The organism is Paraburkholderia sp. J7 (assembly GCF_905220155.1).
In the GTDB taxonomy this organism is placed as follows: domain Bacteria; phylum Pseudomonadota; class Gammaproteobacteria; order Burkholderiales; family Burkholderiaceae; genus Paraburkholderia.
This window is the reverse complement of sequence record NZ_CAJMYZ010000002.1, coordinates 86,704-112,846: the sequence shown is the minus strand read 5'-3', so window position 1 is coordinate 112,846 and position 26,143 is coordinate 86,704. Positions and strand designations below refer to the sequence as shown.

The 26,143-nt window shown below is 64.5% G+C and carries 24 protein-coding genes; 16 read left to right on the top strand and 8 right to left on the bottom strand.

The annotated features are described in order from the left end of the window. Positions 1 to 17: 17 nt before the first annotated feature. From U5A58_RS03630 to U5A58_RS03615, 4 genes are read left to right on the top strand one after another with little or no spacing between them, the layout of a single operon-like run. A complete protein-coding gene (locus U5A58_RS03630; RefSeq protein WP_321960324.1) occupies positions 18 to 755 on the top strand; it encodes a transporter substrate-binding domain-containing protein in 738 nt (245 codons plus the stop codon). Beyond that, complete coding sequence (locus U5A58_RS03625; RefSeq protein WP_321960323.1) at positions 752 to 1,408, top strand: ABC transporter permease subunit; 657 nt, start codon at positions 752 to 754, stop codon at positions 1,406 to 1,408. Before U5A58_RS03630 ends, U5A58_RS03625 begins: the two co-directional genes overlap by 4 nt. Further along, a complete protein-coding gene (gene glnQ / locus U5A58_RS03620) occupies positions 1,405 to 2,133 on the top strand; it encodes a glutamine ABC transporter ATP-binding protein GlnQ (protein WP_321960322.1) in 729 nt (242 codons plus the stop codon). Before U5A58_RS03625 ends, glnQ begins: the two co-directional genes overlap by 4 nt. 45 nt (positions 2,134 to 2,178) lie before the next feature. Then, on the top strand, positions 2,179 to 3,363 hold the full coding sequence (locus tag U5A58_RS03615) for a serine hydrolase (protein WP_321960321.1): 1,185 nt from the start codon (positions 2,179 to 2,181) through the stop codon (positions 3,361 to 3,363). A 32-nt stretch (positions 3,364 to 3,395) separates the two neighbouring features. Here U5A58_RS03615 and U5A58_RS03610 read toward each other — a convergent pair whose 3' ends face one another. Together U5A58_RS03610 and U5A58_RS03605 are read right to left on the bottom strand one after the other, a co-directional pair. After that, on the bottom strand, positions 3,396 to 3,821 hold the full coding sequence (locus U5A58_RS03610) for a GFA family protein (RefSeq protein ID WP_321960320.1): 426 nt from the start codon (positions 3,819 to 3,821) through the stop codon (positions 3,396 to 3,398). Between the two features lie 45 nt (positions 3,822 to 3,866). Next, positions 3,867 to 4,709: a DMT family transporter gene (locus U5A58_RS03605; protein WP_321960319.1), complete on the bottom strand. Its 843-nt coding sequence runs from the start codon at positions 4,707 to 4,709 to the stop codon at positions 3,867 to 3,869. Between the two features lie 109 nt (positions 4,710 to 4,818). Between U5A58_RS03605 and gcvA the strand changes: the two genes are divergently transcribed. The 7 genes from gcvA (at position 4,819) to U5A58_RS03570 (ending at position 12,287) form a co-directional block, all read left to right on the top strand. Then, positions 4,819 to 5,709: a transcriptional regulator GcvA gene (gcvA, locus tag U5A58_RS03600; RefSeq protein WP_321960318.1), complete on the top strand. Its 891-nt coding sequence runs from the start codon at positions 4,819 to 4,821 to the stop codon at positions 5,707 to 5,709. Next, positions 5,706 to 6,047, top strand: a complete 342-nt coding sequence (locus U5A58_RS03595) for a hypothetical protein (RefSeq protein WP_321960317.1) — start codon at positions 5,706 to 5,708, stop codon at positions 6,045 to 6,047. Before gcvA ends, U5A58_RS03595 begins: the two co-directional genes overlap by 4 nt. A gap of 84 nt (positions 6,048 to 6,131) precedes the next feature. Then, a complete protein-coding gene (locus U5A58_RS03590) occupies positions 6,132 to 6,503 on the top strand; it encodes a BON domain-containing protein (protein WP_321908058.1) in 372 nt (123 codons plus the stop codon). Between the two features lie 694 nt (positions 6,504 to 7,197). After that, entirely contained in the window at positions 7,198 to 7,488 is a 291-nt protein-coding gene (locus U5A58_RS03585) for a hypothetical protein (protein ID WP_321960316.1), read from the top strand. Between the two features lie 143 nt (positions 7,489 to 7,631). Further along, a complete protein-coding gene (locus U5A58_RS03580) occupies positions 7,632 to 8,747 on the top strand; it encodes a GGDEF domain-containing protein (RefSeq protein ID WP_321960315.1) in 1,116 nt (371 codons plus the stop codon). A 190-nt stretch (positions 8,748 to 8,937) separates the two neighbouring features. Further along, positions 8,938 to 10,770, top strand: a complete 1,833-nt coding sequence (locus U5A58_RS03575; RefSeq protein WP_321960314.1) for an SLC13 family permease — start codon at positions 8,938 to 8,940, stop codon at positions 10,768 to 10,770. Between the two features lie 56 nt (positions 10,771 to 10,826). Further along, entirely contained in the window at positions 10,827 to 12,287 is a 1,461-nt protein-coding gene (locus U5A58_RS03570; RefSeq protein ID WP_321960313.1) for an alpha/beta hydrolase, read from the top strand. Between the two features lie 34 nt (positions 12,288 to 12,321). Here the strand turns inward: U5A58_RS03570 and U5A58_RS03565 are convergent, their stop codons facing one another. Then, the gene (locus tag U5A58_RS03565) at positions 12,322 to 13,407 is read right to left on the bottom strand and encodes a S1C family serine protease (RefSeq protein ID WP_415774160.1); all 1,086 of its coding nucleotides are present in this window, start codon (positions 13,405 to 13,407) and stop codon (positions 12,322 to 12,324) included. Between the two features lie 323 nt (positions 13,408 to 13,730). On the opposite strand from U5A58_RS03565, the gene U5A58_RS03560 reads away from it, so the two are divergent. The 3 genes from U5A58_RS03560 (at position 13,731) to U5A58_RS03550 (ending at position 17,905) form a co-directional block, all read left to right on the top strand. Next, entirely contained in the window at positions 13,731 to 14,780 is a 1,050-nt protein-coding gene (locus U5A58_RS03560) for an AI-2E family transporter (RefSeq protein ID WP_321908050.1), read from the top strand. 28 nt (positions 14,781 to 14,808) lie between these two features. Beyond that, entirely contained in the window at positions 14,809 to 16,278 is a 1,470-nt protein-coding gene (locus U5A58_RS03555) for an amidohydrolase family protein (RefSeq protein ID WP_321960312.1), read from the top strand. 574 nt (positions 16,279 to 16,852) lie between these two features. After that, the gene (locus U5A58_RS03550) at positions 16,853 to 17,905 is read left to right on the top strand and encodes a hypothetical protein (protein WP_321960311.1); all 1,053 of its coding nucleotides are present in this window, start codon (positions 16,853 to 16,855) and stop codon (positions 17,903 to 17,905) included. Positions 17,906 to 17,955: 50 nt separating this feature from the next. Here U5A58_RS03550 and U5A58_RS03545 read toward each other — a convergent pair whose 3' ends face one another. The 4 genes from U5A58_RS03545 to U5A58_RS03530 form a co-directional block, all read right to left on the bottom strand. Continuing rightward, complete coding sequence (locus U5A58_RS03545) at positions 17,956 to 18,888, bottom strand: LysR substrate-binding domain-containing protein (protein WP_321960310.1); 933 nt, start codon at positions 18,886 to 18,888, stop codon at positions 17,956 to 17,958. 81 nt (positions 18,889 to 18,969) lie between these two features. Continuing rightward, on the bottom strand, positions 18,970 to 20,106 hold the full coding sequence (locus tag U5A58_RS03540; protein ID WP_321960309.1) for a porin: 1,137 nt from the start codon (positions 20,104 to 20,106) through the stop codon (positions 18,970 to 18,972). Positions 20,107 to 20,192: 86 nt separating this feature from the next. After that, entirely contained in the window at positions 20,193 to 21,233 is a 1,041-nt protein-coding gene (locus U5A58_RS03535) for an ABC transporter substrate-binding protein (protein ID WP_321960308.1), read from the bottom strand. A gap of 81 nt (positions 21,234 to 21,314) precedes the next feature. Next, positions 21,315 to 22,454 carry a mandelate racemase/muconate lactonizing enzyme family protein gene (locus U5A58_RS03530; RefSeq protein WP_321960307.1) on the bottom strand — a complete coding sequence of 380 codons (1,140 nt, stop codon included), beginning with the start codon at positions 22,452 to 22,454 and terminating at the stop codon, positions 21,315 to 21,317. Positions 22,455 to 22,704: 250 nt separating this feature from the next. On the opposite strand from U5A58_RS03530, the gene U5A58_RS03525 reads away from it, so the two are divergent. Next, positions 22,705 to 24,153, top strand: coding sequence for a PLP-dependent aminotransferase family protein (locus tag U5A58_RS03525; RefSeq protein WP_321960306.1), 1,449 nt, complete (start codon positions 22,705 to 22,707; stop codon positions 24,151 to 24,153). Positions 24,154 to 24,180: 27 nt separating this feature from the next. Here U5A58_RS03525 and U5A58_RS03520 read toward each other — a convergent pair whose 3' ends face one another. Then, entirely contained in the window at positions 24,181 to 25,107 is a 927-nt protein-coding gene (locus U5A58_RS03520; protein WP_321960305.1) for a carbon-nitrogen hydrolase family protein, read from the bottom strand. A gap of 83 nt (positions 25,108 to 25,190) precedes the next feature. Between U5A58_RS03520 and U5A58_RS03515 the strand changes: the two genes are divergently transcribed. Further along, a complete protein-coding gene (locus tag U5A58_RS03515) occupies positions 25,191 to 26,102 on the top strand; it encodes a LysR family transcriptional regulator (RefSeq protein WP_321960304.1) in 912 nt (303 codons plus the stop codon). Positions 26,103 to 26,143: the final 41 nt, after the last annotated feature.

Here is a 26,143-nt window from a genome sequence, read left to right as displayed (position 1 = left end):
CCATGAATCGCCGTCAATTGCTGCAACTGGGCCTCGCAGTCGGGCCCGCCATCGTATTGTCCCGCTCCGTGCTTGCGGCCGATGCTGAACTGGTGGTCGGCTCCAACGTGGGCGCTCCGCCGTTCGCGTTCAAGCAGGGCGACACGTATTCCGGCTTCGATGTCGAGGTCTGGAGCGAAGTCGCGAAGGGATTGAACCGGAAGTGGCGCCTGCAACCCATGGAGTTCGGCGCGTTGATCCCGGCGCTTCAGACCCACAATCTCGACGTGATCGTCTCGCAACTGTTCATCAAGCCGGAGCGGCAGCAGGTTATCGACTTTTCTACGCCGTACTACAAAAGCGGGCTGATCGCGGTAACACGCGTTGACAACACCAGCATCCGTACGCCGGCCGATCTTGCCGGCAAACGGATCGGCACCGAAACAGGCACGGTCGCGGTCAATTACATCAAGGACCACATCAAGGACGCTGCGCTCGAGCAGATGCCCAGCATCAATAACGCCCTGCTCGCGCTGGAAGCCGGCCGTACTGACGTCGTCGTCTACGACAAGCCGCAACTGCTTTACTACGCCAACACCGCCGGCAAGAACAAGGTCAGGGTGATCCTGCCCGCGCTGGAAGGACTCGACGTCGGCATGGGCTTTCAGAAAGGCAGCCCGCTCGTCGCAGCGGCCAACGCTCAACTCGCGGCGATGAGAGCCGACGGCCGGCTCGAGGCGATCAACCGGAAATGGTTCGGCGAGGCTTTGTCATGAGCTTTGACTGGGCGGCGCTCATCGCCGCATTGCCGGATCTGCTGCAGGGCCTTCGGCTGACCTTGCTGATCGCGCTGTCCGGGCTGGCCGGCGGCCTCGCGCTCGGCGTCGTCGCGGGCGTGGCGCTGACTTACGGCAGCCGGGTCGCGGCGTTCCCGGCCAGGCTGTATGTCGCCTTGATTCGCGGCACGCCAATCGTGGTTCAGGTGATGTTCGTTTATTTCGCATTGCCGATCATGATGAACATACGCATCAGCGCGACCAGCGCCGCGATCATCACGCTAGTCATCAATTCCGGCGCCTATAACGCGGAGATTATCCGCGGCGCGCTCGACGGCGTGCCGGGCGGACTGCGCGAGGCCGGCATGGCGATGGGTCTGCCGTTTCACAGGACGCTGGCCCATGTGATTGCACCCATTGCGTTCAGACGCGCGCTGCCGGCGATGGGCAACCAGTTCGTCAATCTGGTCAAGGACACCTCGATCTTTCTCGTTATCGGTGTGGGCGAACTGACGCGTAGAGGGCAGGAAATCATGGCCGAGAATTTTCGCGCGGTCGAAATCTGGACTGCGGTCGCGATCATCTACCTGCTCGTCATCAGTCTGCTCGCGCTGGGTCTGCTAATGCTCGAACGGAGAGTGCGCCTGCCATGAGCATGATCGAATTTCAGCAAGCCTCGAAGCGGTTCGGCCAGCATGTCGTGCTGCATCCGCTGGACCTCACGATCGAACGAGGGGAAGTCGCCGTCATAGTCGGCCCGTCCGGCTCCGGCAAGTCGACGTTGCTGCGCTGTATCAACGGGCTCGAAACCATCAGTTCCGGCGATCTGCGCGTCGACAACATCAGCGTGCTGGGCTCGGCCCGCGACGTCAGACGAATCAGGCTCGAAGCCGGCATGGTATTTCAGCAGTTCAATCTGTTTCCGAATCTGACTGCGATGCAGAATGTCATGTTTGGACCGCTTCGCGCGCGTCACCAGACAAAAGCCGAAGCACGCGACATTGCAAGCGCGCTTCTGCACAAGGTCGGACTTTCCGAGCGTATGCATCACTATCCGTCGCAACTGTCCGGTGGGCAGCAGCAACGTGTGGCAATCGCGCGTGCGCTGGCCGTACAGCCAAAGCTGATGCTCTTCGACGAACCGACGTCGGCACTCGACCCGGAATTGCGCCAGGAGGTTCTCAAGGTCATGCAAACGCTCGCTTGCGAAGGCATGACGATGGTGGTCGTGACTCACGAAATGGGCTTTGCGCAGCGTGTGGGTTCACGCCTGCTCTTTATGGAAGCAGGCCGTGTCGTGCACGACGGCAAGCCTGTCGAGATGCTGTCCGCGCCGCCCGGAGAGCGCTTTTGCGAGTTCCTTCAGCATGTTCATTGACGTCCGCGCAATTCGCGCTGTATGCCCGAGGAGTCTGCAGTCACGATGAACCCGTCACAATTTGAAAATAACTACGGCTTTCGCCGCGATAGTGTGCGGCACGACAACTGGCGCGAAGCACCATGGAATGTCTGGGCCTTTCGCCATGTGCACGAAATCATCCCGACAGCGCGTATTCCTGCCACGCAGGGGCTCGTTGAAGAACCCGCGGCCGGAGCCGACGCACTGACCGAGCACCCCTTCGTGGTCCATGGCGCACGTCGCACGGTCGGACAGATCCTGAGACAGACCTCCACCGACGCCATTGCCGTGATGCGAGCCGGGCGGTTCGTCGCCGACTATCATGCGCCGCACTTCACGCTGCAAAGCCGCCATATCCTGTTCTCGGCCAGCAAGTCGGTCGCGGGCCTTCTCGCGGGCATGCTGGTCGGCGACGGCCTTCTGGACCCTGAAGCGCCTGTGGCGCAGTACGTTCCCGAACTCGCTCGCTCGGCTTTCGGCGATGCCCGCGTCCAGCATGTCCTCGATATGCGGACCAGTCTCGCGTTCAACGAGGACTATCTCGATCCGGATGGTGTCTATGCACGCTACCGGCGGGCCGGCCTGCTGGACCCGCGCCGCGAAGGCGAACCACCGGAGACGGTGATCGAGCTGCTTGCATCGCTGGCCAAAGGCGCGGGCGAGCATGGCGGCCCGTTCCATTACTGCTCGCCTAACTCGGACGTACTCGGCCTCGTGATCGAGCGTGCCTCGGGCCAGCGCTATGCCGACTTCGCGGCCGCCCGTCTGTGGCAACCGCTGGAATTGCGGCACGACGGATGTATCACGGTGGATATTGCTGGCACCGCGCGCTCGGGCGGAGGCTTGTGCATGACCGTGCGCGATCTGGCCAGGATCGGCGAACTGGTGCGTCTGGGCGGCATCGTCAACGGACGCAGGCTGATACCGGAAAGCTGGATGACCGATACGCTCACGGGCGGGAGTGCGCAGGCGTGGCGGCAGGGCAACTTCTCAAGCTGGCTGCCGAACGGCAAGTACCGCAACAAGTGGTATCAGGTGGGCAATAACAGCGGCGCGTGCTTTGCGATTGGTATTCATGGCCAGTGGCTCTATGTCGATCCGCTGCGTGAGACGGTGATCGCCAAATTTTCGTCGCAACCCCAGCCAACCAACGACGAAGTCAAACTGCTGAATCTCGCATTGTTCGAAGCGATTGCAGCGATGGCGTGAGGCGAGGTGTTGTCCGGCACGAGTCTAGCGTATCAGTCAGCCGGAGTGAAACTCAGCGTGCCTGCCAGGCGCGCTGGCTCGCCCGTGTCGTTCGGATGATTGACGCCATCCATCACCGGCACTTCAGCGAAATCAAATGGGCTCATGCCGTCGAGGCAAGCTACGTTCACGCCGTACAGGTTCGGGTTGGACCGCCGTTGAAGATGGGTGGCGATGCCGCAGCGGGAACAGAAGAAGTGCTGCGCCGCTTCCGTGTTGAAGCGGTAGCTAGCTAGCACCTCCTCGCCCTGCAGGAACTCGATTCCGCCCATTTCAGCCGCAACGATGACCGCGCCACGCATGCGGCAGTAAGAGCAGTTGCAGCGACGAATCGAGTTGAAGCCGTTGCTGAGTGTCGCCATGAAACGCACCGCGCCGCAATGGCATTGGCCGGCGTATTTGTTCGTATCGCTAATCATTGGGTTGTATTCCCTCTGCAGATAAAGCGCGCCAGGCAGACCCTGTCAAAGCCCGAGACAAACCGCACCGGCCGCGACGACCACGCAGGCGAGCCAGCGCGCTGCGCTCACCGTTTCTCGCAAAAACAGTCGCCCGATCAGCACCGCGAACACCACGCTGGTCTCGCGCAACGCCGACACCGCGCCCATCGCGCCTGACTGCAGCGCCCAGATCACGATGCCATAGGCTGCGATGGACACGAGGCCACCGGCCAGCGACGAGGCGATCGACAATGGCTCGTCACGCACCGGCGTCCACAACGGCGCGAACCCGCGCGCAGCGACGAACAGCACCGGCATCGCCCAGTAGAACAGGAACATCCATGCGGTGTAGCTGAGCGGCTGGCCGTCGGACAGGCGCACGCCCATGCCGTCGATCACGGTATAGAGCGCGATCGTCGCGCCGGTCGTCAACGCGGCCAGCGCACCCGCACGCGGCACGCGACGCCCCTGCAGCGCGATCGCGATGATGCCTCCCGAAATCATCAAGATCCCGAGTACGTGCAAGAGGCCGATCGCTTCGTGTGCAAAGAGCGCCGCGCCGAGCGTGACGAGCAGCGGCGACGAGCCTCGCGCAATCGGATACGCCAACGCCAGATCGCTGCGCCGATACGACCGCACGAGGCTCACGTTGTAGAAGATATGCACGAGCCCCGACGCGGCAATGTACGGCCAGGCGGCGCTAGCCGGCCAGGGCGTGGACAGGACGACGAGCGTGGCGACCGCCGCGATGGCGATGCTCATCCACGTCATGGAAAAAAAACGGTCGCGGTTGCCGTGGAGCATCGCGTTCCAGCTTGCGTGGAGCAGCGCTGCGAAGAGCACGATACCGCCGATATAGCTGAGCATGAGCGCGCGGGCCGGGTTTCATGAGTGGTTATCATCGGCAGGATATCTATCTTGTGATGGACCGGCAAACCAGATAAATTGCTCGTTCACGTTAAATAAACTATTGCGAATGAAACCGGTGTTGCCCCCGCTCAATGCCCTGCGGGCCTTCGAGGCCGCGGGCCGGCTCGGCAGCTTTAAGGAAGCCGCCGCAGAGTTGCACGTGACGCCAGGGGCGGTGAGCCAGCAGGTGCGCCTGCTGGAGGAGTGGCTTGGCGCGTCGCTGTTTGAACGGCACAACCGGCGTGTGGCGCTCACTGCGGCGGCAAAGGCATATCTGGAGGAAATCGGCCCCTTGTTCGAACGGCTCGCGCAGGCAACCGCGCGATACGGCGTGCCGCGAACGGTCTCCCGCACGCTGTCCGTGAACGCGCCCGCGACATTTACATTGCGCTGGCTGGTGCCGAGGCTGGCAACGTTCCGCGCCGGGCACCCCGACGTGCACGTCAAGGTGGAAACGTCGAACGAGCCGTTAGAGAGTCTGAACGATGACTACGACGTCATCATCCGCGGCGGTCCCGACACGTTCTACGGCTATTCAATGCGGCCTTTCTTGTGTGAGGAGCGGCTTCCGGTGTGTAGTCCTGCGCTTTTGCAGCGCGTGCCGCTGCGCACGCCTCGCGACTTGCGAGACCACACGTTGCTGCATACCTCGAGTCTTCCGCGGCTTTGGCCCGACTGGCTGGCGAGCGCGCAGATTGCCGAACTGAGGCCGGCGGCCGCTTTGACGTTCGACCATTTTTTTCTGACTTTGCAGGCAGCGATCGACGGAATCGGCATCGCCATGGGACCAACCGCGCTGGTGGCCGACGATCTCGCGGCTGGCCGGCTCGTCGCGCCGTTCGCGGGCCCGCGCCTGCCGTCGCGCAGCTATTGCACTTATGTTGCGCATGAGAAGTCCGGCGATGAATGGGTCGCGCTGTTCCGTGCGTGGCTCGAGCGGGAAGGGATGGGTGCATGAACGCAGCGCGGCGCCGCGCGATGCAAGAGAAAGCCTGCTGTCGTGCCGATGCGCCGCGAGAACCGGCGTCGCAATTATGCGACGCCTGGCAGACTTTTTCCGCGCACGCGCTGCTGGATATGCGCTCAATTTCTCACCCATCCGGAAAACAGCGCGTCGAAGCCATTTCATGGTTGACGGACCCGATTGGAGTTGGGGGCAATGTGACCATAAGTTCATGGCTACAAACGGTGTGCCTACTCCATGATGGGATCGATATCAAGCTGGTGATGGAGCCGCATTTTCCCGCCCTGCGCCGCACATTACATTCCTATAATCTGGCGCGTGCTCGCGTTTGACGCGCGAATGCTGAGTAGTGGATGGGGTAGTGCACCGGCTCGTTCGTGGGCCCACAACAAGACTGTGACAACAGGAGAAACTGCATGAAGGCTCTTCAAGTATTCAAGCTGGCCGCGGCGACGGCTCTCGTGGCTGCGTCCCTGCACGCCTATGCGCAGGACGACGCAGCGAGCGGCGCGGCCGCCGCTGCCCAGCAGGCCAGCCCGTCGCACGCGCAAACGAAGCAGGAGAAGGCCGCTAACCGGGCGCTCAGCCGCAAGGTTCGCACGGCGCTCGCCAAGGACAAGAAGATCGACGTTGCCCGTATCACCGTGCGCGCACGTGACGGCGCCGTGGTGCTGCAGGGCTCGGTGCCCGAGTCGGCGCAGATCGACCACGCCACCGAAGTCGCCAAGGGCGTGCAAGGCGTAACGTCGGTCAAGAACGCGCTGACGATCCGCCCGAACGAGTCCTGATCGTTCCTCGCCATCGCCATGCGCCCGTCCGGGCGCATGCGCCGATACCCGGAGACGAGTCTCCGGGTTCCTGCTGAAGGTTTCATATCGCGAAGCGCGGCAGACGCGCTCTTCTCGCGCCCGGTGGGTTCTCTCGCGCTTTGGCTGTGCTTTGCCGGCCCGCCGCGGACCGCATGCCAATGCGGAAACGACAGACGACCTCGATGCGTATGCAACGATTTTTCGAAATGCCGTTGCGAAAACAACGTCTCGCAAAAATCGGCATTTATCGCTGAACCGGATTTCAATCAGCGTGCCAAAGGGCTGCTTGTCAATGCCTGCCTGACTGGCCAAAACGCGAATCATTGCGGATGTACGGACCCTTGCGCGCATTGAGGCCCGTCTAATATCCGTTCCGAGTCGATTTACAGGAAATCCCCTTAATACGGCAATCGTGCGCCCAGAGGATTGGCGACCCGAATCCATTACCTCTAATGCCAAAAAGCGAAATAAATCGTTGCGTGCAATGCGCTTAATAATCTGCCATCGCTTTCCTAAACTTGTTATCAACTGGTAGTGGTTTGTTTGACGCATACCGCTGCGAACAGTTAAGCGATTTTGATCGCCGCGAGCCGCGCATGGAACGACCGCGAAGGAGATAGACGAGTGGATCGTTTGTGCCGGAATTCCAGTCCAATCATAGGAGGAGCGAGTCATGAGCAAAACAATCAGCACATTCATCGCGGGCGTTGCCGCACTCACGCTGTCGGCCGGTGCGTATGCACAGGCCAACAATACGCTGGCTACCCCGAGCGTTGTATCGCCCGCCGCGGCTAATGCCAATGCCAATGCAACGAGCGGCTACGGCGCGCCGGGCGCCGCCAACTCGGACAGCGGCATGAGCACTTCGCCGAATAGCGCGAACAATGGCGCGGCGCCGATCCCCGGCGGCCCTAACAACAATACGCTGGCGACCCCGACCACAGCGTCGCCGGCCGCCAAATAACAGGAGCCTCTCGCCGTAAGCAAGGCCGCGGCCCCCACGGGCGGCGGCCTTTTCTTTTTCTCCTTGCCCGGCACACGCAGCGCGGCCTCAAGTCTGTCCCCAAGCTGCCGTAATAGCAGGCTTCGGAATATTCTCGATGCATCGTGACACATCCCGGGACTCAGCCCTCACTGGATCTTGCAGCGCTTATCGAAACCGTTCAGCGCAACGAACGCGCGTCGAAGTCATTCCAGGACGTGGAACTGCGCCTGATCGGCGCGCACGACTGGTGCGCCTTTCTCGAAGGGATATTCGTCTATCTGCCCGAGGTGTTCCGGCTCGCTTCGTCCGGCATCTGGCTCGATGCCCGCACGCCGCTCCTGCGCGACCTGCTCGAAACCGACTGCGGGCGTGCCGACCTCGAAGCGAACCTGCGCTCCGGGGTTCAGGGCGGCCTCGCGCTGTCGCGCCTGTGCGCGGGCAACCAGCCGTGGCTGGGCCGCGTGAGCGAAATGAGCGATCTCGAGCCTGCGGTGAGCGAGACCTTCTTCGGCGCGCGAGCGGCGCAGCCAGCACAGACAGCGAGCGGCAGCGCGATCGTGTTGCCGCTTCTGAACCGCACCCAGGTGCTCGGCTACTTGTGCCTTGCAAGCGATGACCCCGCGCGCTTCGACGCCAGCATGGGCACCGACCTGCTCATGCGCTTCAGCAGCGTGGCGGCGGCGAGTCTGGACAACGTCGCCCACCGCGAGCATCTGCGCAAGACGGGCGTGACCGACCCGCTCACGGGTCTCTCGAACCGCCGCTATTTCGACGAGCGCCTGCATCACGAGATTCGCCGCGCGAGTTCGCACGCCGCGCCCATGTCGTGCCTGTTCATCGACATCGATCACTTCAAGCAGATCAACGACACGCACGGCCACGCAACCGGCGATCTCGCGCTGGGCGCCATCGGCACGTGCCTGAAGCAGCAGGTGCGCGTGGGGGATACGGTATCGCGCTACGGCGGCGAAGAGTTCGTCGCGCTGCTGATGTGCGAGTTGCCCGACGCGCTGGCGGTTGCGGAGCGTATCCGGCATGCGGTCGAGGCGCTCGAAGTGCTCGACGACGAGGGCGAGCGCATTGCGCTCAGCGTGTCGATCGGCGTGGCGGCGTATCGGATGAACGCGCTCGCCGCGAGCCCCGAGGTGCTGGCGCGCTCGCTGCTGGAGCAGGCCGATCAGGCCATGTACCGGGCCAAGCACCAGGGGCGCAACCGCGTTTCCCTGCTGGAAGCGTGAAGGAAGCGTGAAGGAAGCGTGAGGCAAGCGCGAGTCGCGCACACGTTCACAAACATGTCATCAAGGCAGCGGCGCCGTGGGCATGATCCAAGGCCGCGCTGAAACGTAAGTTTTCAAAATCCGGCACTATTTGCGGTAGCAGTGGTTTCAAGGCCCGTTGAGCGGTACATCGACCAGGCAAACCGAAATCATGTCTACCGACCTTTTGATGACCGTTGCCTGTCTGGCCAGCGCGATCGCGATGTTCCTGATCGGCCGGCCCCGCTCGGACGCGGTGGGGCTCATCATGATCGTCGCGCTGTCGCTCTCGGGCATCGTGACCGTCAACGAGGCGCTGGCCGGTTTCTCCGATCCGAACATCGTTCTCATCGCGGCCCTTTTCGTGCTCGGCGACGGGCTTGCACGCACGGGCGTCGCCCAGCGCGTGGGCGACTACCTGATCGCGCGCGGCGGCTCCAACGAGCGCCGCCTCGTCGTGCTGATCATGGTCGTGGTGGGCGTCATGGGCTCGGTCATGAGTTCGACGGCCGTCGTGGCGATCTTCATTCCCATCGTCATTCGCATTGCGCGGCAGTCGCGCGTGTCGCGCGCACGCATGCTCATGCCGGTCAGCATGGCCGCGCTCACGAGCGGCATGCTCACGCTCGTCGCCACGACGCCGAATCTCGTCATCAACAGCGCGCTTGTCTATCACGGCTACCCGGGCTTCAGTTTTTTCGGCATCACGCCGCTGGGCCTGCCGATTCTCGCCGCGAGCATTGGCTGGATGCTGTTCGCAAGGCGCTTTCTGAACGGCACCGGTGGCGCCGAGGCGAGCACGCGGCCGTCGCTGAATGACTGGGTCGCGCGCTATTCGCTCGAAGGGCGCGCATTTCGCCTGGAGGTGGGTGCGGAGTCCCCGCTCGTCGGGCAAACGCTCGGGCACACCGGGCTCGACGACGACCCCGTGGCGCACGTCGTCGCGATCGAGCGGCGCGCGCGCATGGGCGCAACGGTGCTGCCCGCGACCGCGGACAGCAGCATCGCGCCCGGCGACGTGCTGCTGCTCGACGTGGAGTCCGCGAGCTTCGACGTCAAGGCGTTTTGCGGGCGCTATGCGCTCGCGGTGCGCCACATGTCTGGCGCGTACTTCACGGACCAGACCCACGACGTGGGCATGGCCGAGGTCATCGTGCCGCCGGACTCCTCGCTCGTGGGCAACGTCGCGCGCAGTTCCGCCGCGCTGCGCCGCCACGGCGTGACGGTCGTCGGCCTGCGCCGCGCCGACGCCGCGCTCGAGCAGGATCTGCAGGCCACACGGCTGAAAGTGGGCGACACGCTGCTGGTGGTGGGGCCGTGGATCGATATCTTCTCGATGCAGTCGGTCGAGCGCGATATCGTGTGTCTTGCCATGCCGGTCGAAAGCGACGCCTACGTGCCCGTGCCGCACAAGGCGCTGCACGCGCTCGCCATCATGGCGCTCGTCATCGCGATGATGCTCACGCCGCGCGTGCCGAACGTGCTCGCGGGCCTGATCGGCTGCCTGCTGATGGGCGCGTTCGGCTGCGTGAGTCTCGACAGCGCGTATCGCGCGATTCACTGGCGCAGCCTCGTGCTGATCGTGGGCATGCTGCCGTTTTCCATCGCGCTGCAACGCACGGGCGGCATCGACATTGCCGCCGACGCCGTGTTGCGCGTGGCCGGCAACTGGGGGGCGCATGGTCTGCTGGGCGCCGTATTTCTGCTCACGCTCGTGATCGGCACCGTGATTTCCGGCACGGCGACCGCGGTGCTGATGGCGCCCGTGGTGCTCGCGATGGCGGCGCACCTGCATGCGTCGCCGTATCCGTTTGCGATGACGACGGCCGTTGCCGCGTCCGCGGCCTATATGTCGCCGATATCGACCCCTGTGAATGCGCTCGTCAGCACGGCGGGCGGCTATCGGTTCCGGGATTTTTTCAAGGTGGGCTCGCCGGCCGCCCTCGGGGCGCTCGTGATCACCGTATTGCTGGTACCGCTCATCTGGCCGGTTTACCCGCGCTAGCGCGAAGAACGGCCGGCCACCCGTTCGCGAGGCATTGACCGGACATGGCGAACTTCTTGACGAGAACGTGGGCTTTTCGCTGGATCAAGCGGCTTCTCCTGTTCGTGCTGATCGCGTTCGTGTGCATTGCCGGCGTGCGCCTGTACGACGCGCAGCGCAAGGCGCCGTTGAGCCTGTGGCACACGTATGTCCCGGAAGACATGCACGCACACGAAATCGATCACGCGACGTGGGAGGAATACATCGCGAACGAGAACCGCGTGTTCGACTCGGTCAGGAAGAACGTGACCGACAAACTACCGGCGGACGAACGCGTTCCCGCTAACCGCTATTTCTCGGGCAGCCCGATTTATCCGGGCCACTTTCGCACCGACTGGAACCGCTCGTTCACGCTCATGCCTCAGGGCGCGCCGCGCGGCGTGGCCGTGATGCTGCACGGGCTGACCGATTCGCCATACAGCCTGCGGCACATCGCGCAGCGTTATCAGCAAGATGGCTTCGCCGTGGTGGGGGTGCGCTTGCCGGGGCACGGCACCGTGCCAGCGGGTCTGACCGAGGTGACGGAGGAAGACTGGGAGGCGGCCACGCGTCTGGCCGTGCGCGAAGCGCGGCGGCTAGTGCCGGCGCCTGCGCCGCTGCATATCGTGGGGTATTCGAACGGCGGCGCACTCGCGCTGCAATACTCGCTCGAGGTGCTGGACGACCCGAGCCTGCCGAAAGCGGATCGCCTGATCCTGCTTTCGCCGATGATCGGCGTTACGGCCTTCGCGCGCTTTGCGGGGCTTGCGGCCTTGCCCGCGATCCTGCCTGCATTTGCAAAAGCCGCGTGGCTCGACATCGTGCCGGAATTCAATCCGTTCAAGTACAACTCGTTTCCGGTGAACGGCGCGCGCCAGTCATGGCGGGTCACGCGCAAGATCCAGCAGGAAGTGGCGGACGCGGCGCGCAACGGCAAACTCGCGTCGCTGCCTCCCACGCTCGCATTCCAGTCCGTGCTCGACTCCACGGTCAGCACGAGCGCGATTATCAGTTCGTTGTACTCGCAACTGCCTGCCAATGGCAGCGAGCTTGTGCTGTTCGACATCAATCGCACGGCGCAATGGAGCCCGCTGCTGCGCGCTTCGATGCGCGACGCGCTGCGCCGTCTCTTGCCCGTGCCGCCGCTGCGCTACCGGCTGACCGTGCTGACCAACGCCTCCGCCACCTCGCCGCAAGTGGTCGAAGCGAGCACGGCGCCGAACGAAACAACGGCGAAAGTCGAATCCACGGGGCTCGACTATCCGCCTGACGTCTATTCGCTTTCACACGTGGCCCTGCCGTTTCCGGTGACCGACTCGCTGTACGGCCGCACCCCCGACCCCGACGACGACGTGGGCATCCACCTGGGCGCCCAATCCGTACGCGGCGAAACCGGGGCGCTGATGGTGGGGGCGGGGTTCCTCACGCGGCTCTCGTGGAACCCCTTCTACGGGTACATCGTCGAGCGCATCGACGCTCTGGCGAGTCATGGGCCGTGAGCGCGCAAATAACGCGCGCCCGGCCCGCCCTCGCTTAGGCGCGCGGTGCGAGTTCGACCTTCGCGGTCATCTGCTCGCCGTCGCGCGCAACGACGATCGACACGTTGCTCCGAGCCCGCGCGATCATGCTTTGCAGCTGCTCGACATTCTCCACTTCGATGCCGTTGACCGCAACGATCACGTCGCCGGCGCTGATGCCAGCCGCCTTGGCCGCACCGCCCGATTTCACGACGAGCACGCCGCCGTCCACGCCGACTTGCTGCGCTTCGTCGCTGGTGAGCGAGCGCACGGCTACGCCAAGGCGCGGACGCGCATTGTGAGCCAGCGTGCCGCCGTTGCCGTTGCCGCCGCCTTGCACGATCTGATCCTTGATGTGCATGGCTTCGTCGATGGGAATGGCGAACGAGAGGCCCTGGAAGCCGCCCGTGCGCGAATAGATCATTGAATTGATGCCGATGACTTCGCCGTTCAGGTTGAAGAGCGGGCCGCCTGAATTGCCCGGATTGACGGGCACGTCGGTCTGGATGAGGTGCGTCGGGCTGTCTTCCGAGAGCTGGCGCGACTTCGCGCTGATGATGCCCGAGGTCACGGTGTTGTCGAGACCATAAGGCGAGCCGATTGCAACGACCCAGTCGCCGACCTTGCTGTTCGCCGGATTGCCGATCTTCACCGTGGGGAAACCCGTACCGGCGATTTTCAGCACGGCCACGTCGCCCGCCTTGTCGGTGCCGATCACGCGTGCGGGGAACTTGCGGCCGTCGGTGAGCTTGACCGTCACGTCGTCCGCGCCTTCGACGACGTGATTGTTCGTCAGGATGTAGCCATCCTGGCTCACGATGAAGCCCGATCCCAGGGCGCCCGAATGGCCGTCTTCGGAGTCGGGGTTTTCCTTGACGACTTCGACATGGACCACAGCCGGACCGTACTGCGCGACGATCGCCGAGAAGTTCGGCGCCGTGCCCTTGACGTCGTCCGTTTTGGGCACAGGCGTCGACAACGACGTTTTCATGATGCCGCGTTCGTCCGCGCTGGCGTGCTCATGGCTAACAACCCAGGCGCCGGCAAGCGCCACCGCTACACCGGCGATCAGGCCCCGGCGCCGATATTTGATGGTACTCATTGCTATGGTCTTCGAAGAGGTTGGTGAAGGTGGGGCGTAAGGTACTTTTTGCTGCTTAAACGTGACTTAAAGGAAAGAAGGATCTTTTGACCGATCGACGAGTCGATGTGCGCGCAACGAAATTGGGGCGCGCTTGTTTCGACGTGGTTCGGAATCCTCGCCAGCTAGCGCGCAAGTCTTCTGCAAAGCAGCTAGTCTTTCGAAGTCGTGCCCGATCACGCCCCGAAGACGTTTTTTTTTGGGGCCGGATAAAACACAGCGGGACGTTGATGGCTTGCAAACGTCTCATCAACGCAACGTGGTTCGTCATCCAAAGCATCTCCATGAAACAGGATCTCGTCACGTTCACCTGCGTGGTCGTCATCGCCGTCATCACGGGATGGGTGCTGTATATCGGGCGGCCGGTGCTGGTGCCCATTGCATTCGCGATCATCACGTCGTACGTGATCTACGGGCTCGCCGACATCCTGCGGCGCGTGCCCCACGTGGGCAAGCGCATTCGCGCGGGCGTGCGTTACTGGAGCGCCGCCGCGCTCATTCTCGCGGCCGCGTGGCTCGCAACCGAACTGCTGCTTTCCGACACGGACCGCATGGTCGCCGTGGCGCCCAAGTACGAAGCCACGCTGCTCGCGTTGCTCGCCAAGATCACCGCGCTGTTTCATCTGGAAACCGAGGCTTCGTGGGCGGCATTCCGGCGCGAACTGCTCGCGACCGTCAACGTGCAGTCGCTGCTCACCTCGCTCCTTGGCTCGCTCTCTTCGCTCATGGCCACGACGCTCGTCGTCTTGCTATACACGGCGTTCTTCATGATCGAGATGGGGCGCTTTCGTCGCAAGCTCTCTGCGGTCATGCGCGGCAAGGCCGACATGGAGCCCGTGATCGACGCCATCAACGCGAAGATCGGCACGTATCTGGCGTTGAAAGCGCTGCTCGGCGTGGTGCTCGGCATTCTCAGCTGGATCTGCATGCATCTGGTCGGGCTCGAGTTCGCGCCGCTCCTGGCCATTCTCATCGTGTTGCTCAACTTCGTGCCGTATGCGGGCTCGCTCATCTCCGTGGTGCTTCCCGCCTTGCTCGCCGCGCTTCAATTCGGTCAGTGGAACGAAGCGATCACACTGCTCATTGCGCTTTCGGCGATCAACTTCGTGATGGGCAACGTGCTCGACCCGTGGTTGATGGCGGGCTCGTTGAACCTGAGCCCCGCGGTCATTCTCATGAGCCTCGCCGCATGGACGGCGATCTGGGGCATTCCGGGCGCCTTTCTCGCCGTGCCGGGGACCGTGGCGCTCACGATCATCTTCTCCGCGTTCAGCTCCACACGGCCGCTGGCGTTGCTGTTAACGAAGGACGATGTTGTTAGGCATGCAGAATAAATGCGTGGCTTACTTTCACAGGTGATCTATGGCTTCCAGAATCAACCGCCGCGGCAACGCAATCGGCCCGGTTTCCTCGTGCCTGTGCGACAAGGCGCTCGCAGCGTTCGCGAATCGCCGCATCAGCGCCGATCTTTCCAGGCGCGGTTTTTTGGTCGGCATGGGTGCATCGTTGTTGAGCGCGGTCTTGCCTGAGTTCAGCAGCGCGCAGCAGCCCGGCGCCGCGGCCCCCGCGCAGCCCACGACATTCACGAACTTCCGCTTGTTCGACGGCAAGTCGGCCGCGCTGCAGGACGGCATGTATCTCGTGGTCGACGGCAACCGCATCTCGCAGTTGCGCCGGGGCTCGCCCGGCGCGCAGAACGCGTCGGGCGGCCGTGTGATCGATTGCGGCGGCAAGGTGATGATGCCGGGCCTCATCGACATGCACTGGCATTCGTTGCTCGCCTCGCTCCCGATCGCGGCCATCATGCAATCCGACCTGAGCTTCGTGTACCTGGCCGCGGGCGCGGAGGCACAGCGCACGCTGTTGCGCGGATTCACGACCATTCGCGATGTGGGGGGGCCCGCGTTCGCTCTGAAGCAGGCTATCGACGCGGGCATGCTGAGCGGCCCGCGTATTTACCCCTGCGGCGCGATGATCACCACGACGGGCGGGCACGGCGACTTTCGTCTGCTGACCGATGTGCCGCGCACCACCGGCCAGATCAGCGAGATTGAGCGAACCGGCGCCGCCGCGATCGCCGATTCGTCCGACGAAGTGCGCCTGCGTGTGCGCGAGCAGTTCATGATGGGGGCGACGCAGATCAAAATCGTGGGTTGCGGCGGGGTTTCCACGCCGCGCAGCCCGCTCGACATGCTCACATTCACCGAGGCGCAACTGAAAGCGGCGGTGGAAACCGCAGCCGACTGGGGCACCTACGTGCTCGTGCATGCGTACACGCCGGAAGCGGTGAAGCGCAGTGTTGCGGCCGGCGCGCAATGCGTCGAGCACGGACACCTCATCGACGACCGGACCGCCGAAGTCATCGCGAAGAACGGCACATGGTTGAGCACGCAACCGTTTACGAGCGAAGAGGATGTGGCGCCGATGGCGCCGTCGAGCCGCGAGAAGTTTCTGGAGGTGACCGCCGGGACCGACAACATGTACAAGCTCGCGCGCAAGCACGGGCTCAAGGTCGCGTTCGGCACGGACCTGATCTTCTCCCAGGCGCTGGCGACGCGCCAGGGCACGATGCTCGGGCACATGACGCGCTGGTATTCGAACGCCGAGGCATTGCGCATGGCCACGGCCACGAATGGGCAATTGCTCGCGCTGGCGGGCGAGCGCAATCCGTATCCTCACAAGCTTGGTGTGCTGGAAGAGGGCGCGTATGCGGACCTGCTGCTCGTGGCCGGTGACCCGCTCCAGGATATGGCGCTGCTGGCCAACCCCGATCAGAACCTGAATCTGATCATGAAGGATGGCCGCATTTTCAAGGATGCGTTGAAGGCGTGACGCTGTGAGGCGCGCCGCTTTCGCGAGGCAGCGCGCTCGAGCCGGTGGGCGTCATCTGGCGCAAGGAAGTTGAAAGTCCGCTTGCCGTGGCGCTATTCGTCGGTTGTTTGCGCGAGGCGTTGCGAAAACGCCTGCGTTTCGCGTATGAGCCACACGTTTTCTGTATCAAGATGTCACGCCGTAGGTCCCCATCGACCGGGCAGATTTGCCCGCGTGGCGCAGCCATCATGGCATGGCCCTCCAGCCCTCTGCGGGGGTCGAAATCCCGCCTGTCCAAATCCGCCATCTGGCCGATTAAGCCGGTTGAACTTCGCCGCGAAGTAGCTCATATTCAAAACGACTATTTGTTACAACCCTCCCACGCTCCGCGAAATACAGTAGGGACTACAGCGAATACTTCGAATCCGTGCCGCCTGGATGCCTCCGCCGTGACGTGACGCGCACCAGCCGCCGGTAGCAAACCCGAACCTATCCTGTCAAAGCTTCCATGCCTGCAATGTTCAACGAACCTGGCCGAGCCACGTCTGGTCCGTGGGGATGTCCATACTGCGGGACCCGCTTTAATGCGCCACTGATGATTTGCCCTCAGTGCGGCGCGAAGCAGCTTTCCTCTGGCCCGCGCATGTCGCCGGCTAGCGAATCCGCCGCGCCCGAATGGCACGATGGTTTCGCACGCCATGCGCGCACGGAGTGGAACGCTCCGGCGTTCAGTTTCGGCGGCGCGGCGCGCGACAGCGATTACGAACCGCGCGATGAAGCGCCCGCCGCGCCACGCTCGTGGCTGCCTTTCTATACCATCGGCAGCGTGGTTTCGATCGCGTTCCTGCTGACCGCATACATCGTTTCGCATCGAGCCGAGCGGGAGCCGGCGCCGGGCGCCCAGGTCGTCGAAGGAGCGATCCTCGGGCCGAAGACCCCATCGGCTGTGCCGGACACGAAGCCGCACCCGGTGCTGCATTCGGTGCGCAGCGCGCCGCCGGTAGCCGTCGCTCAGTTGCCGCCTCCTGCAGTGAGCGCGCCGCCGCCCATGACCGCTCAGGTGCCACTGCCGCATCAAGCGCCGCAAGCGCCGCAAGCGCAGCCGCGTACCGCTGCAGTGCATACGGTGACGGTGCCGCCGGGCACTGCTGCACGAAAGAGCAGCGCTGATGAACGCGCACTCGCCGCCGCGAAGATCAAGGCGGAAAAGGCCAACGAAGCGAAGGCCAACGCCGCGAAGGCCAGCTACGCGCGCGCCGACGTCGCGCGAAATCTGGCAAGCGCGCGTGCGAGCCTCGACAAGAACAACCTGGGGCCTGCGCGCAGTGCGATCAATGCCGCACTCGCGGAACAACCGGGCAACGGCAACGCGCTGCAAATGCAGGCCGAATTGACTTCGCGTGAAGATCAGCGCGATTCGTTGCTTGGCTACGCACGGCTGTGCGCACGCGACGGGCGGTGGCTGTGCGCCTGGCACAACGCGGGGCATGCATTGACCGTCGATTCGTCGAGCGGCGAAGCGCGGGCAATCCTCTCGCGTTCAATCGCGGCACAGGGCGCGGGCAACATGGCGCAGGGCGCGGGCGCCGCGCCCACGATGAGGCAGGTGGATTCGGGGCCGCCAGGCCCGCCAATCGATCCCAATTGACGCAATCCGCAGCGCAGGCTTGGGCGTGTGACGCCAGTCATGCGCCCGGGCTAGCTGCGCATCGCGCATTGCCTGGCCGGTTGCTCGCTGTGGCGCTCAACCAGCCAGTTGCTGAAGTTGCGAACGCGTAGTGTGTCCTGCACTTCGGGGCGCACGTCGAGCCAGTATCCCGAAGGTCCCACCACTTCCACCTCGCTCAGCTGGACGAGCGTGCCGTTCGCCAGTTCGGGCGCGATCATGTGCCGGTCGGCGACGGCAATGCCAAGCCCGGCCACCGCCGCGTGTATGACCTGATCGAGCGTGCTGAACTCCAGTTCCCCACGCGGTGCGATCGGCACGTCGAGCGCCGCGGCCTCGAGCCACGCTTCCCAGACCAGCAGGCGCCGGTCGATATCGAGGATATAGAGCCACGGATGCTGCGCGAGGATCTCGCGCAGCACATTTTGATCGGCGGGGGCCTCGGAGAACTCGCGCGCCGAGCCGACGAGTACATGACGCTCGCGCATGAGCAGCGTGCTTTGCCCGCCCGGCAGCGGCTCCATGCCGAAGCGGATCTGGCAGTCCTCGTTGCGCTCCGTGCCGTGCAGCGGGCCGTATTCGTTCGTGATGGAGATGCGCAGATCGGGGTGGCGCACCTGGAAGTCGCGCAGGCGTGGCGTGAGCCAGCGCGTGGCGAGCGTCGGTGCAGCGTTCAGACTGAGCAGGCTGTTCGACGGATCGGCGCGAATCGTGTCGAGCGTGTGAGCGATGCTGTCGAATGCGGCCTGGAGCGTAGGCAGCAAACGCTTGCCCGCGGCCGTGATTTCGAGCCGGTGATGATGCCGCATGAAGAGCGGCGTGCCGAGATAATCTTCGAGCAGGCGAATCTGGCGGCTGATCGCCCCCTGGGTCACGTGCAGGTTTTGCGCTGCCCGGGTGAAGCTGAGCGTGCGGCTCGCCTCCTCGAATGAACGCAGTGCCGATAAAGAGGGAAGGCGGCGCATGCAAACCTCGCGATGCAGGCGCGCCGGCGCGGTTTGATTCGCACCGGCGCATTGGCATTGATAAGGACTACGTCAAGAATGTTAGAACGCGTGCGTGATACCCACGCGGGCGACGGCCTGGTTGTCGGTGCCCGAGGGGTTGAAGCCCGTGATCTGCGCGTTTTCCGCGGAGCCCGCCGCATGCTGGTACACGCCCATCGCATAGAGCGACGTGCGCTTGGAGAGCGCATACTGGCCGATCAGGTTGAACTGGTGATACTTCGGCGAGTTGTCGGTGGCGTGGTCCTGGCCCACCGTGTAGGTGTAGCCCGCGCCCACCGTGAAGGCGGGCGTCACGGCGTAGGTGCCGGCCACTTCGAAGTTCTGGAAGTGCAGGTCGCCGCTGCCGGTGGCCGAGGAGAAGTCCACGTTCGAGTAGTTCGTCATCAGCTTGAGGCTGCCGATCACATACGACGCGCCGGCGGAGAGAATGCCCTGATAGCGCGCGTTGGCGAGCGCGTTGCCGAACACCGAATTCACGAAGCTGCCGCCGCTGCCATAACCGGCTACCGCCGTGATCGGGTTATTCACGCGCAGGTAGCCCACGCCCGCACTGAACGAGCCGAGCGTGTAGGCTGCCGCCGCGCTATACGAGGCGTTGTTCGAGAACTGGCCCGCCTGGCCGCCAAACGAGTAGTGGCCTTCGAACTGGAAGCCGGCGAGCACGGGGCTCACGTATTTCACGGCGTTGTTGACAGGGAAGCCGTTGTCCAGGTTGTCCATGTCGTTCGGGTGGGCGAAATACCAGCCGCCGTAGTTGCCGTTGAGCGAATACGGTTCGATCAGGTCGACGGTGGCGTCCCATTGCTTGCCGAAGGTGATCTGGCCATATTGATCCGACTTGAAGCCGACATAGGCATTACGCGAAAACGCGAGACCGCCGCCGAGTCCGCCCGTCGCGGCATTGAAGCCGCTTTCGAGCCGGAAGATCGCGGCGTAGCCGCCGCCCAGGTCTTCGGTGCCGCGCAGACCCCAGCGGCTGCCTGCGGGCACGCCGCTTTGCATCTGTACGAGCTTGCTGCCCGTGCCCGGCACGAGCTGGCCGTTCGCCCCGTTCGCCACATTGCTGGCATAGTCCACGCCGAGGTCGATGAGGCCGTACAGCGTCACACTGCTTTGCGCGTGCGCGCCTGCTGCGGCGAGCGCCAGCGGCAGCGCCGCGAGAATCTTCTTCTTCAATTAAGTCTCCTTATCATGGAGCCGCGTTACGCGGCCCGGCATTCTGGTTGGTATCAGGCTGGTATCGCGCGGGTATTGGGTTGGTATTACGCGCCAAGCGACTTCTGCACCTTCGCCGCGACATCCGCAGGCACCCAGGTCTTCCACATTTCAGGGTGCTGCTTGAGGAACTTGAGCGCTTCGTCCTGCGCATCGACCTTGTGCTCGGTCATGTCGAGGATCGTCGTGTTCAGGAAGTCGATAGGGAAGCTCACCTTCGAGAAGAAGGTCATCACGTCGGGCTCCGCCTGATAGAACGGTGTCGAAACGCCGATCTTCAACTGCGAGACCAGATACGACGAGGCACATTGCTGCGCGCTGTTGGCGTCGCGCAGCGTCTTCCAGCAGGCTTCGTTGAACGGCGGCATCTTGAGCTGAACGAACTTGTACTTCGCCATCAGCGCGGCCGGCTCCCAGTAGTAGGTGAGAATCGGCTTGCCGCGCGCGTAGGCCGAGGAGATGGCCGCATCGAGCGCCGCGCCCGTGCCGGGGCGGAAGTTCGTGTAGGTGTCGTCGAGCTTGAGCAGCTTGAGCAAGCGCGTATTCACGCGTTCGCAGTCCCAGCCCGAGGGGCAGTTGAGAAAGCGGCCGCGATCGGGTTCCTCGTCGTCGACGAAAAGGCCCTTGTATTTGGGCAGATCGCTCACGGACTGAAGGTCGGGCGCGCTGGCCTTGATGCTGCGCTTCGCGTCGCCGTGCACCACGTAGTCGGGCACGTACCAGCCTTCCTTCGTGCCGCCCGGCAGCGTGTCGCCCACGAGCTTGACCGAGCCCGCCTTGACCGCGCCCGCGATGATCTCCGAACGTCCCGTCCATTGCTCGGCCCAGATCTGCAGGTCGTTGCGCGAAAGCGCCGTTTCGGTGGCCGCGGTGCTGCCGGGCACGCTGTCGGTCTGGCAGCTATAGCCGTTCTTGAGGATGTAGCGCAGCACTTCGCTCGTGAAGTTGCCGCTTTCCCACGTGATGCCCGCGAAGCGCACGGGTTTGCCGCTGCTGCACCAGGTGCCGGCGGCGTGCGCCGGCAAGGCGGCGATGGCGAGCGGCGCCGCAAGGCAGGCCGCGCGCAGGAGGGACGTCAAGCGTTTCATTGCATGTCTCCGTTTTATTGAAATGTTTCGGAATGCTTCATATAGAGGATGGCATCGCCTTCATGCCATGCCCGTTGTGCTTCAGTCGTACCGGCTGTCGTGTGCGCGTGTGGCGGCGAGCATGGCTTCGTCGAGTTCGATGCCAAGGCCCGGCGCATCGCTTAGCTCGATCCAGCCGTTCGCGTCGATGTCGATCACGTGCTTGATCGGGAAGTCGCGCCGCGCAGGCGTCCATTCGGGCGGGTCGTACGGAAACTCGACGAACGGCGCGTTGCCTGCGCCCGCCACGATATGCAGGTTCGCTGCGAGGCCGATGCCGTTGCCCCACGTGTGCGGCGTGAACACCTTGCCGTGCGCTTCGATCTGCGCCGCGAGCCGCCGCGCGCCTTCCATGCCGAGCGTGCAGACGACATCGGGCTGATAGACGTCCAGACAGTCGTGTGCGAGGAGCGCCGCGAATTCGTGCGCGTCGCGCGTCATCTCGCCACCCGCGATGCGTATGCCGAGTCCTTCCGTTTGCTTGCGCAATTGCGCGTGGCCCGCGTAGTCGCCGCGATGCAGCGGTTCTTCCACCCAGTACACGCGATGCTTTTCGATCTGCCGGATCACGGCGAGTGCTTCGTCGGCGCGCCACGGCGCCTGGGTGTCCCAGGGCATGCGCCAGCCCTGGTTGCAATCCACCATGAGTTCGATCGCGTCGCCAGCGGCTTCGCGCACGGCGGCGAGCGCGGCAATATCGTCGGCGAGCGTGGCGCGGCCAAAGCGCACCTTGAGCGCCGGGAAGCCGCGCGCCACGGCATGCTCGGCCCACTGCGCCATGCCTTCGAGCGTGCGATGCACGCCCGAGGACGCATACGCCCGCACCCGCTTCGAACGGCCGCCGGCCATCTGCCAGCAAGGCTCGCCGCGAATCTTGCCGGCGAGGTCCCAGAGCGCGACGTCGAGCGGCCAAAGGCGGCCCGCGTGGAAGCTGAGGTTGTCGAGCACCGCCGCGTGGCGCGCCAGATCGAGCGGATCTGTGCCGATGAAGAGATCGCGGTAGTCGTCGAAGCCATACATGGCGTCGCCGGAACCGATGCCCACGCGGCCTTCGTCGTCCTCCACGCGCACGATCGTCGCCGGGAAGGCGCGCCGCGGGCGGCTGTCCCACGAGGCGGGGAACGGCGGGTCGAGCGACAGCCGGTGCTGGCTCACGGTGATGCGGGCGATGCGGTTCGTCATGGCGCGTGGGGCGCCGCCCGGTGGCGCGCAACATTGCGTAACTTACGTATGAAGATACGCATGTGGTGCGCCGTGGGGCGGGCATTGTCTCCTTGGCCTTGTCAGGCGTTACGGCATCCTAGAGGGTCAATTCCACGCACTCAATGAAGTCAATTGAAGTAAATGACAGCCTTCATTTCGGCGAATTGGGCGCGATAATGGCGCAGCCGCCGCGCCGTGCCGCGGCGTGCTTTTCTCCTTCGGGAAAACCATGAACGGCTGGACGCCCACGCTCTCGCGCAGCAGCGAACCCAAGTACCGCGCAATCGCTCACGCCTACGCGCAGGCCATTCATGGCGGCCAGATGCTGCCCGGAGAAAAGCTGCCTGCGCACCGGCTGCTCGCGAAGAAGCTCAATGTCACGACCGGCACGGTGAGTCGCGCGTATGCGGAGCTGGAGCGCGGCGGGATGGTGGTGGCGCGCGTGGGCGACGGCACCTACGTGGCCGAGCCCGACGCCGACGGCGTGCGTATGCAGGACCGTACGCGCCCCGCACCCGAATCCACCGAGCGGGCTGCAGCGACCACGCCGGGTGCACCGGGCGCTTATGCACCGGGGCGCTTGATCGATCTCGGCCAGAACGTGCCGATGCCGACCGACGAAGCCTTCCTGCTGACGCAGACCTTGCGCGAACTGGCTGCCGACGAGCGGCTGGCGGGCGAGCTGCTGCTGTATCAGCCCGAAGGCGGCCGCCGCTCGCACCGCGAGGCGGGGGCGCGCTGGCTTGCGCGCATGGGCTGCACGGTGGCCGCCGAGCGCGTGCTGGTCACGCAGGGCGCGCAGCACGGACTTGCCTGTGTGTTGCGCGCAGTGCTGCGACCAGGCGACACGATTTTCGCCGAGGCCTTGAGCTATCCCGGCATCGTCGCGCTCGCGCGGCAGTTGCGGCTCAATCTCGTCGGCATCGAAATCGACGAGGAGGGCATCGTGCCCGCGGCGCTCGAGCGCGCGTGCGGCCTGCTCGCGCCGCGCGCGCTCTTTTGCGTGCCGACGCTGCACAACCCGACCACGGCCACGCTTTCCGAAGCGCGTCGCGCGATGATCGCCGAGATCGCCGTGCGCCATCATCTCGTCGTGATCGAGGATCTCGTGCCAGCCGCCTTGCTCGACGCCCCGCCCACGCCGCTCGCGGCGCGCCTGCCCGAGCATGGCATCGTGATCAGCAGTCTTTCGAAGGCGGTCGCGCCGGGCCTGCGCATTGGCTATGTGCAGGCGCCGCAGGACTGGGTCGGCAAGATTCTCGCGGTGATACGCAGCGATTGCTGGATGACGTCGCCGCTCGCCGCGGAGATTGCGGCGCGCTGGATCGTGGATGGCGAGATCGATCGCCTCGTCGCGCAGCAGCGCGCGCAGGTGGACGTGCGCCACGCGATCGCCGCCGAGGTGCTGGCGGACTGGACGTATCGCACCGACCCCGCAAGCCCGCATCTCTGGCTGCCGCTCGCCGAGCCGTGGCGTGCCGCCGAATTCTCGGCGGCGCTGCGTCAGGCCGGCGTGCTCGCGAAAACGGCGGACAGCTTCGTGATCGGGCGCGGCTCCGCACCGCACGCGGTGCGCTTGAGCCTCGGCGGCGCGCGCAGCCACGAGGCGCTGCGCGAGGGGCTGGAGTTGCTGGCGCGCACGCTGCGCAACGGGCCGGAAGGGTTGTATTCGGCGTGACGTCGCGCAGCGTAACGTTACGCGCGCTTACTCCGCGATAAACGAGACCGTGCGCTTGCGCCGCTCATCGACCGAAAGCGAGAACACATCGGGCCGCGCATAGTGGCCCACCACATCGAAATCGTAGCGGGCGCGCGTGAGTTCTTCGGTGTCGATCTCCGCGACGATAAGGCCGGTTTCGCCGCGCAACGGCCCGGCCAGCACATCGCCAAGCGGCCCGACAATCAAGCTGCCGCCATTGATGAGCGGCCGGTTCTCGTCCCAGCCCGGCACCTCGACGCCGAGCGCCGCGGGCGAGGGCTGCACCTGGCATGCGCTGATCACGAAGCAGCGCCCTTCGTGCGCGATATGGCGCATGGAGCACTGCCAGATGTCGCGCTCGTCCACGGTGGGTGCGCACCAGATCTGCACGCCTTTCGCGTACATCGCCGTGCGCAACAGCGGCATGTGGTTTTCCCAGCAGATCGCAGCGCCCGCTACGCCGGATTCCGTACGAACGGCCGGCAGCGTTGAGCCGTCGCCTTGCCCCCAGACGAGCCGTTCGGTGCCGGTGGGCATGAGCTTGCGGTGCTTCGCCACGAGCCCCTCACCCGGATTGAAGAACAGCGCGGTGCAATAGAGCGTGCTGCCGTCGCGCTCGATCACGCCGAGCACGAGCGACGCGCCGCAACGCGTGGAAAGCTCGGCGAGCGCTTCGGTTTCCGCGCCTGGCACGTCGATCGCATTCTCGTAATAGCGCGCGAATGCCTCGCGGCCTTCGGGCAGGCGGTAGCCGAGGCGCGTGCCGAATATTTCGCCCTTCGGGTAACCGCCGAGCAATGCCTCGGGCATGACCACGAGCTTCGCGCCCGAGGCGCGGATCTGCGCTTCGAACGAGAGAATCTGTTCCAGCGTTTGCGCTTTGCCGGCGGCGGATGAACCGATCTGCAGCGCGGCGACTTTCGACTTGGCCATGATGGCGTGCTCCCAGGGGTTTGGATAGCTCACATCTTTCCACGGCGATAAAATCGCGAGAACGTATATCGATACTATGTGATATGAACCAGTTTGATATCGCAGGCGTGGACCTGAATCTGCTGAAGATCTTCGAGGCGCTGTTCGAGGAGGGCGGGGCAAGCCGCGCCGCGATACGCCTCGACATGACACAGTCCGCCGTGAGCGCCGCGCTCAGGCGCTTGCGCACACTCTATGCGGACACGCTCTTCGTGCGTACCGGGCGTGGACTCGCGCCGACCTCGCGCGCGCAGGAACTCAAGCCCGTGATTAGCGAGGCGCTCGACCATTGCCGCCATAGCCTTGCGATTGCCTCGCCCGACGCGACCACGTTTCATGGGCGCGCGGTGTCGATCGGGCTTTCCGACGACTTCGAGGTGGCCATTGGCCGGCGCATCATCGAAACGCTGGAAGCGAGCGCGCCGGGCCTGCGCATCATCTTTCGTCAGACGCACAGCCAGATCGTCGCCGACGCGCTCGCGAACCAGGACATGGATCTCGCCGTCGCGGCGGGCGGCTTCGCTTCGCGCGGGCTGAGCCACCGGGTGCTCGGCGAGGGCAGCTATGCGTGCCTCGTGGACCACGCTCCCCGCACGCCACGGCGCCTGACGCTTGCCGACTACGTGTCGAGAGGGCACATCCTGGTGTCGTCGGGCGGCGTGGTCGGGATCGTTGACGAAGGGCTCGCCGCGCGCGGCCTGAAGCGCAACGTCGTGGCCTCTACGACGCATTTCGCCGCGTTGCCTTTCCTGCTCAAGGGCACGCGCAGCGTCGCCACGATTCCGCGCCACGCGGCCGAAGCGATCGCGCGCGTGACGGGCCTGAAACTGCTTGCTTGCCCAATCGATCTGCCGCGCTATCCGGTGGAACTCGGGTGGCGCAACAGCTCGCTGCGCGACGCTGCCATCGTCAAGGTTCAGGCCGCCATCATCGCGTGCTTTCCGGCTAAACACTGATCGACACCCAGGCGGCATTCGCGTTGAATGATCGGGCACGA

Coding starts and splice junctions, on each gene's coding strand:
- U5A58_RS03625 (WP_321960323.1), top strand. CDS start 752: ATGAGCTTTGACTGGGCGGCGCTCATCGCCGCATTGCCGGATCTGCTG.
- glnQ (WP_321960322.1), top strand. CDS start 1,405: ATGAGCATGATCGAATTTCAGCAAGCCTCGAAGCGGTTCGGCCAGCAT.
- U5A58_RS03615 (WP_321960321.1), top strand. CDS start 2,179: ATGAACCCGTCACAATTTGAAAATAACTACGGCTTTCGCCGCGATAGT.
- U5A58_RS03610 (WP_321960320.1), bottom strand. CDS start 3,821: ATGATTAGCGATACGAACAAATACGCCGGCCAATGCCATTGCGGCGCG.
- U5A58_RS03605 (WP_321960319.1), bottom strand. CDS start 4,709: ATGCTCAGCTATATCGGCGGTATCGTGCTCTTCGCAGCGCTGCTCCAC.
- gcvA (WP_321960318.1), top strand. CDS start 4,819: ATGAAACCGGTGTTGCCCCCGCTCAATGCCCTGCGGGCCTTCGAGGCC.
- U5A58_RS03595 (WP_321960317.1), top strand. CDS start 5,706: ATGAACGCAGCGCGGCGCCGCGCGATGCAAGAGAAAGCCTGCTGTCGT.
- U5A58_RS03590 (WP_321908058.1), top strand. CDS start 6,132: ATGAAGGCTCTTCAAGTATTCAAGCTGGCCGCGGCGACGGCTCTCGTG.
- U5A58_RS03585 (WP_321960316.1), top strand. CDS start 7,198: ATGAGCAAAACAATCAGCACATTCATCGCGGGCGTTGCCGCACTCACG.
- U5A58_RS03575 (WP_321960314.1), top strand. CDS start 8,938: ATGTCTACCGACCTTTTGATGACCGTTGCCTGTCTGGCCAGCGCGATC.
- U5A58_RS03565 (WP_415774160.1), bottom strand. CDS start 13,407: ATGAGTACCATCAAATATCGGCGCCGGGGCCTGATCGCCGGTGTAGCG.
- U5A58_RS03560 (WP_321908050.1), top strand. CDS start 13,731: ATGAAACAGGATCTCGTCACGTTCACCTGCGTGGTCGTCATCGCCGTC.
- U5A58_RS03555 (WP_321960312.1), top strand. CDS start 14,809: ATGGCTTCCAGAATCAACCGCCGCGGCAACGCAATCGGCCCGGTTTCC.
- U5A58_RS03550 (WP_321960311.1), top strand. CDS start 16,853: ATGATTTGCCCTCAGTGCGGCGCGAAGCAGCTTTCCTCTGGCCCGCGC.
- U5A58_RS03545 (WP_321960310.1), bottom strand. CDS start 18,888: ATGCGCCGCCTTCCCTCTTTATCGGCACTGCGTTCATTCGAGGAGGCG.
- U5A58_RS03535 (WP_321960308.1), bottom strand. CDS start 21,233: ATGAAACGCTTGACGTCCCTCCTGCGCGCGGCCTGCCTTGCGGCGCCG.
- U5A58_RS03530 (WP_321960307.1), bottom strand. CDS start 22,454: ATGACGAACCGCATCGCCCGCATCACCGTGAGCCAGCACCGGCTGTCG.
- U5A58_RS03525 (WP_321960306.1), top strand. CDS start 22,705: ATGAACGGCTGGACGCCCACGCTCTCGCGCAGCAGCGAACCCAAGTAC.
- U5A58_RS03520 (WP_321960305.1), bottom strand. CDS start 25,107: ATGGCCAAGTCGAAAGTCGCCGCGCTGCAGATCGGTTCATCCGCCGCC.
- U5A58_RS03515 (WP_321960304.1), top strand. CDS start 25,191: ATGAACCAGTTTGATATCGCAGGCGTGGACCTGAATCTGCTGAAGATC.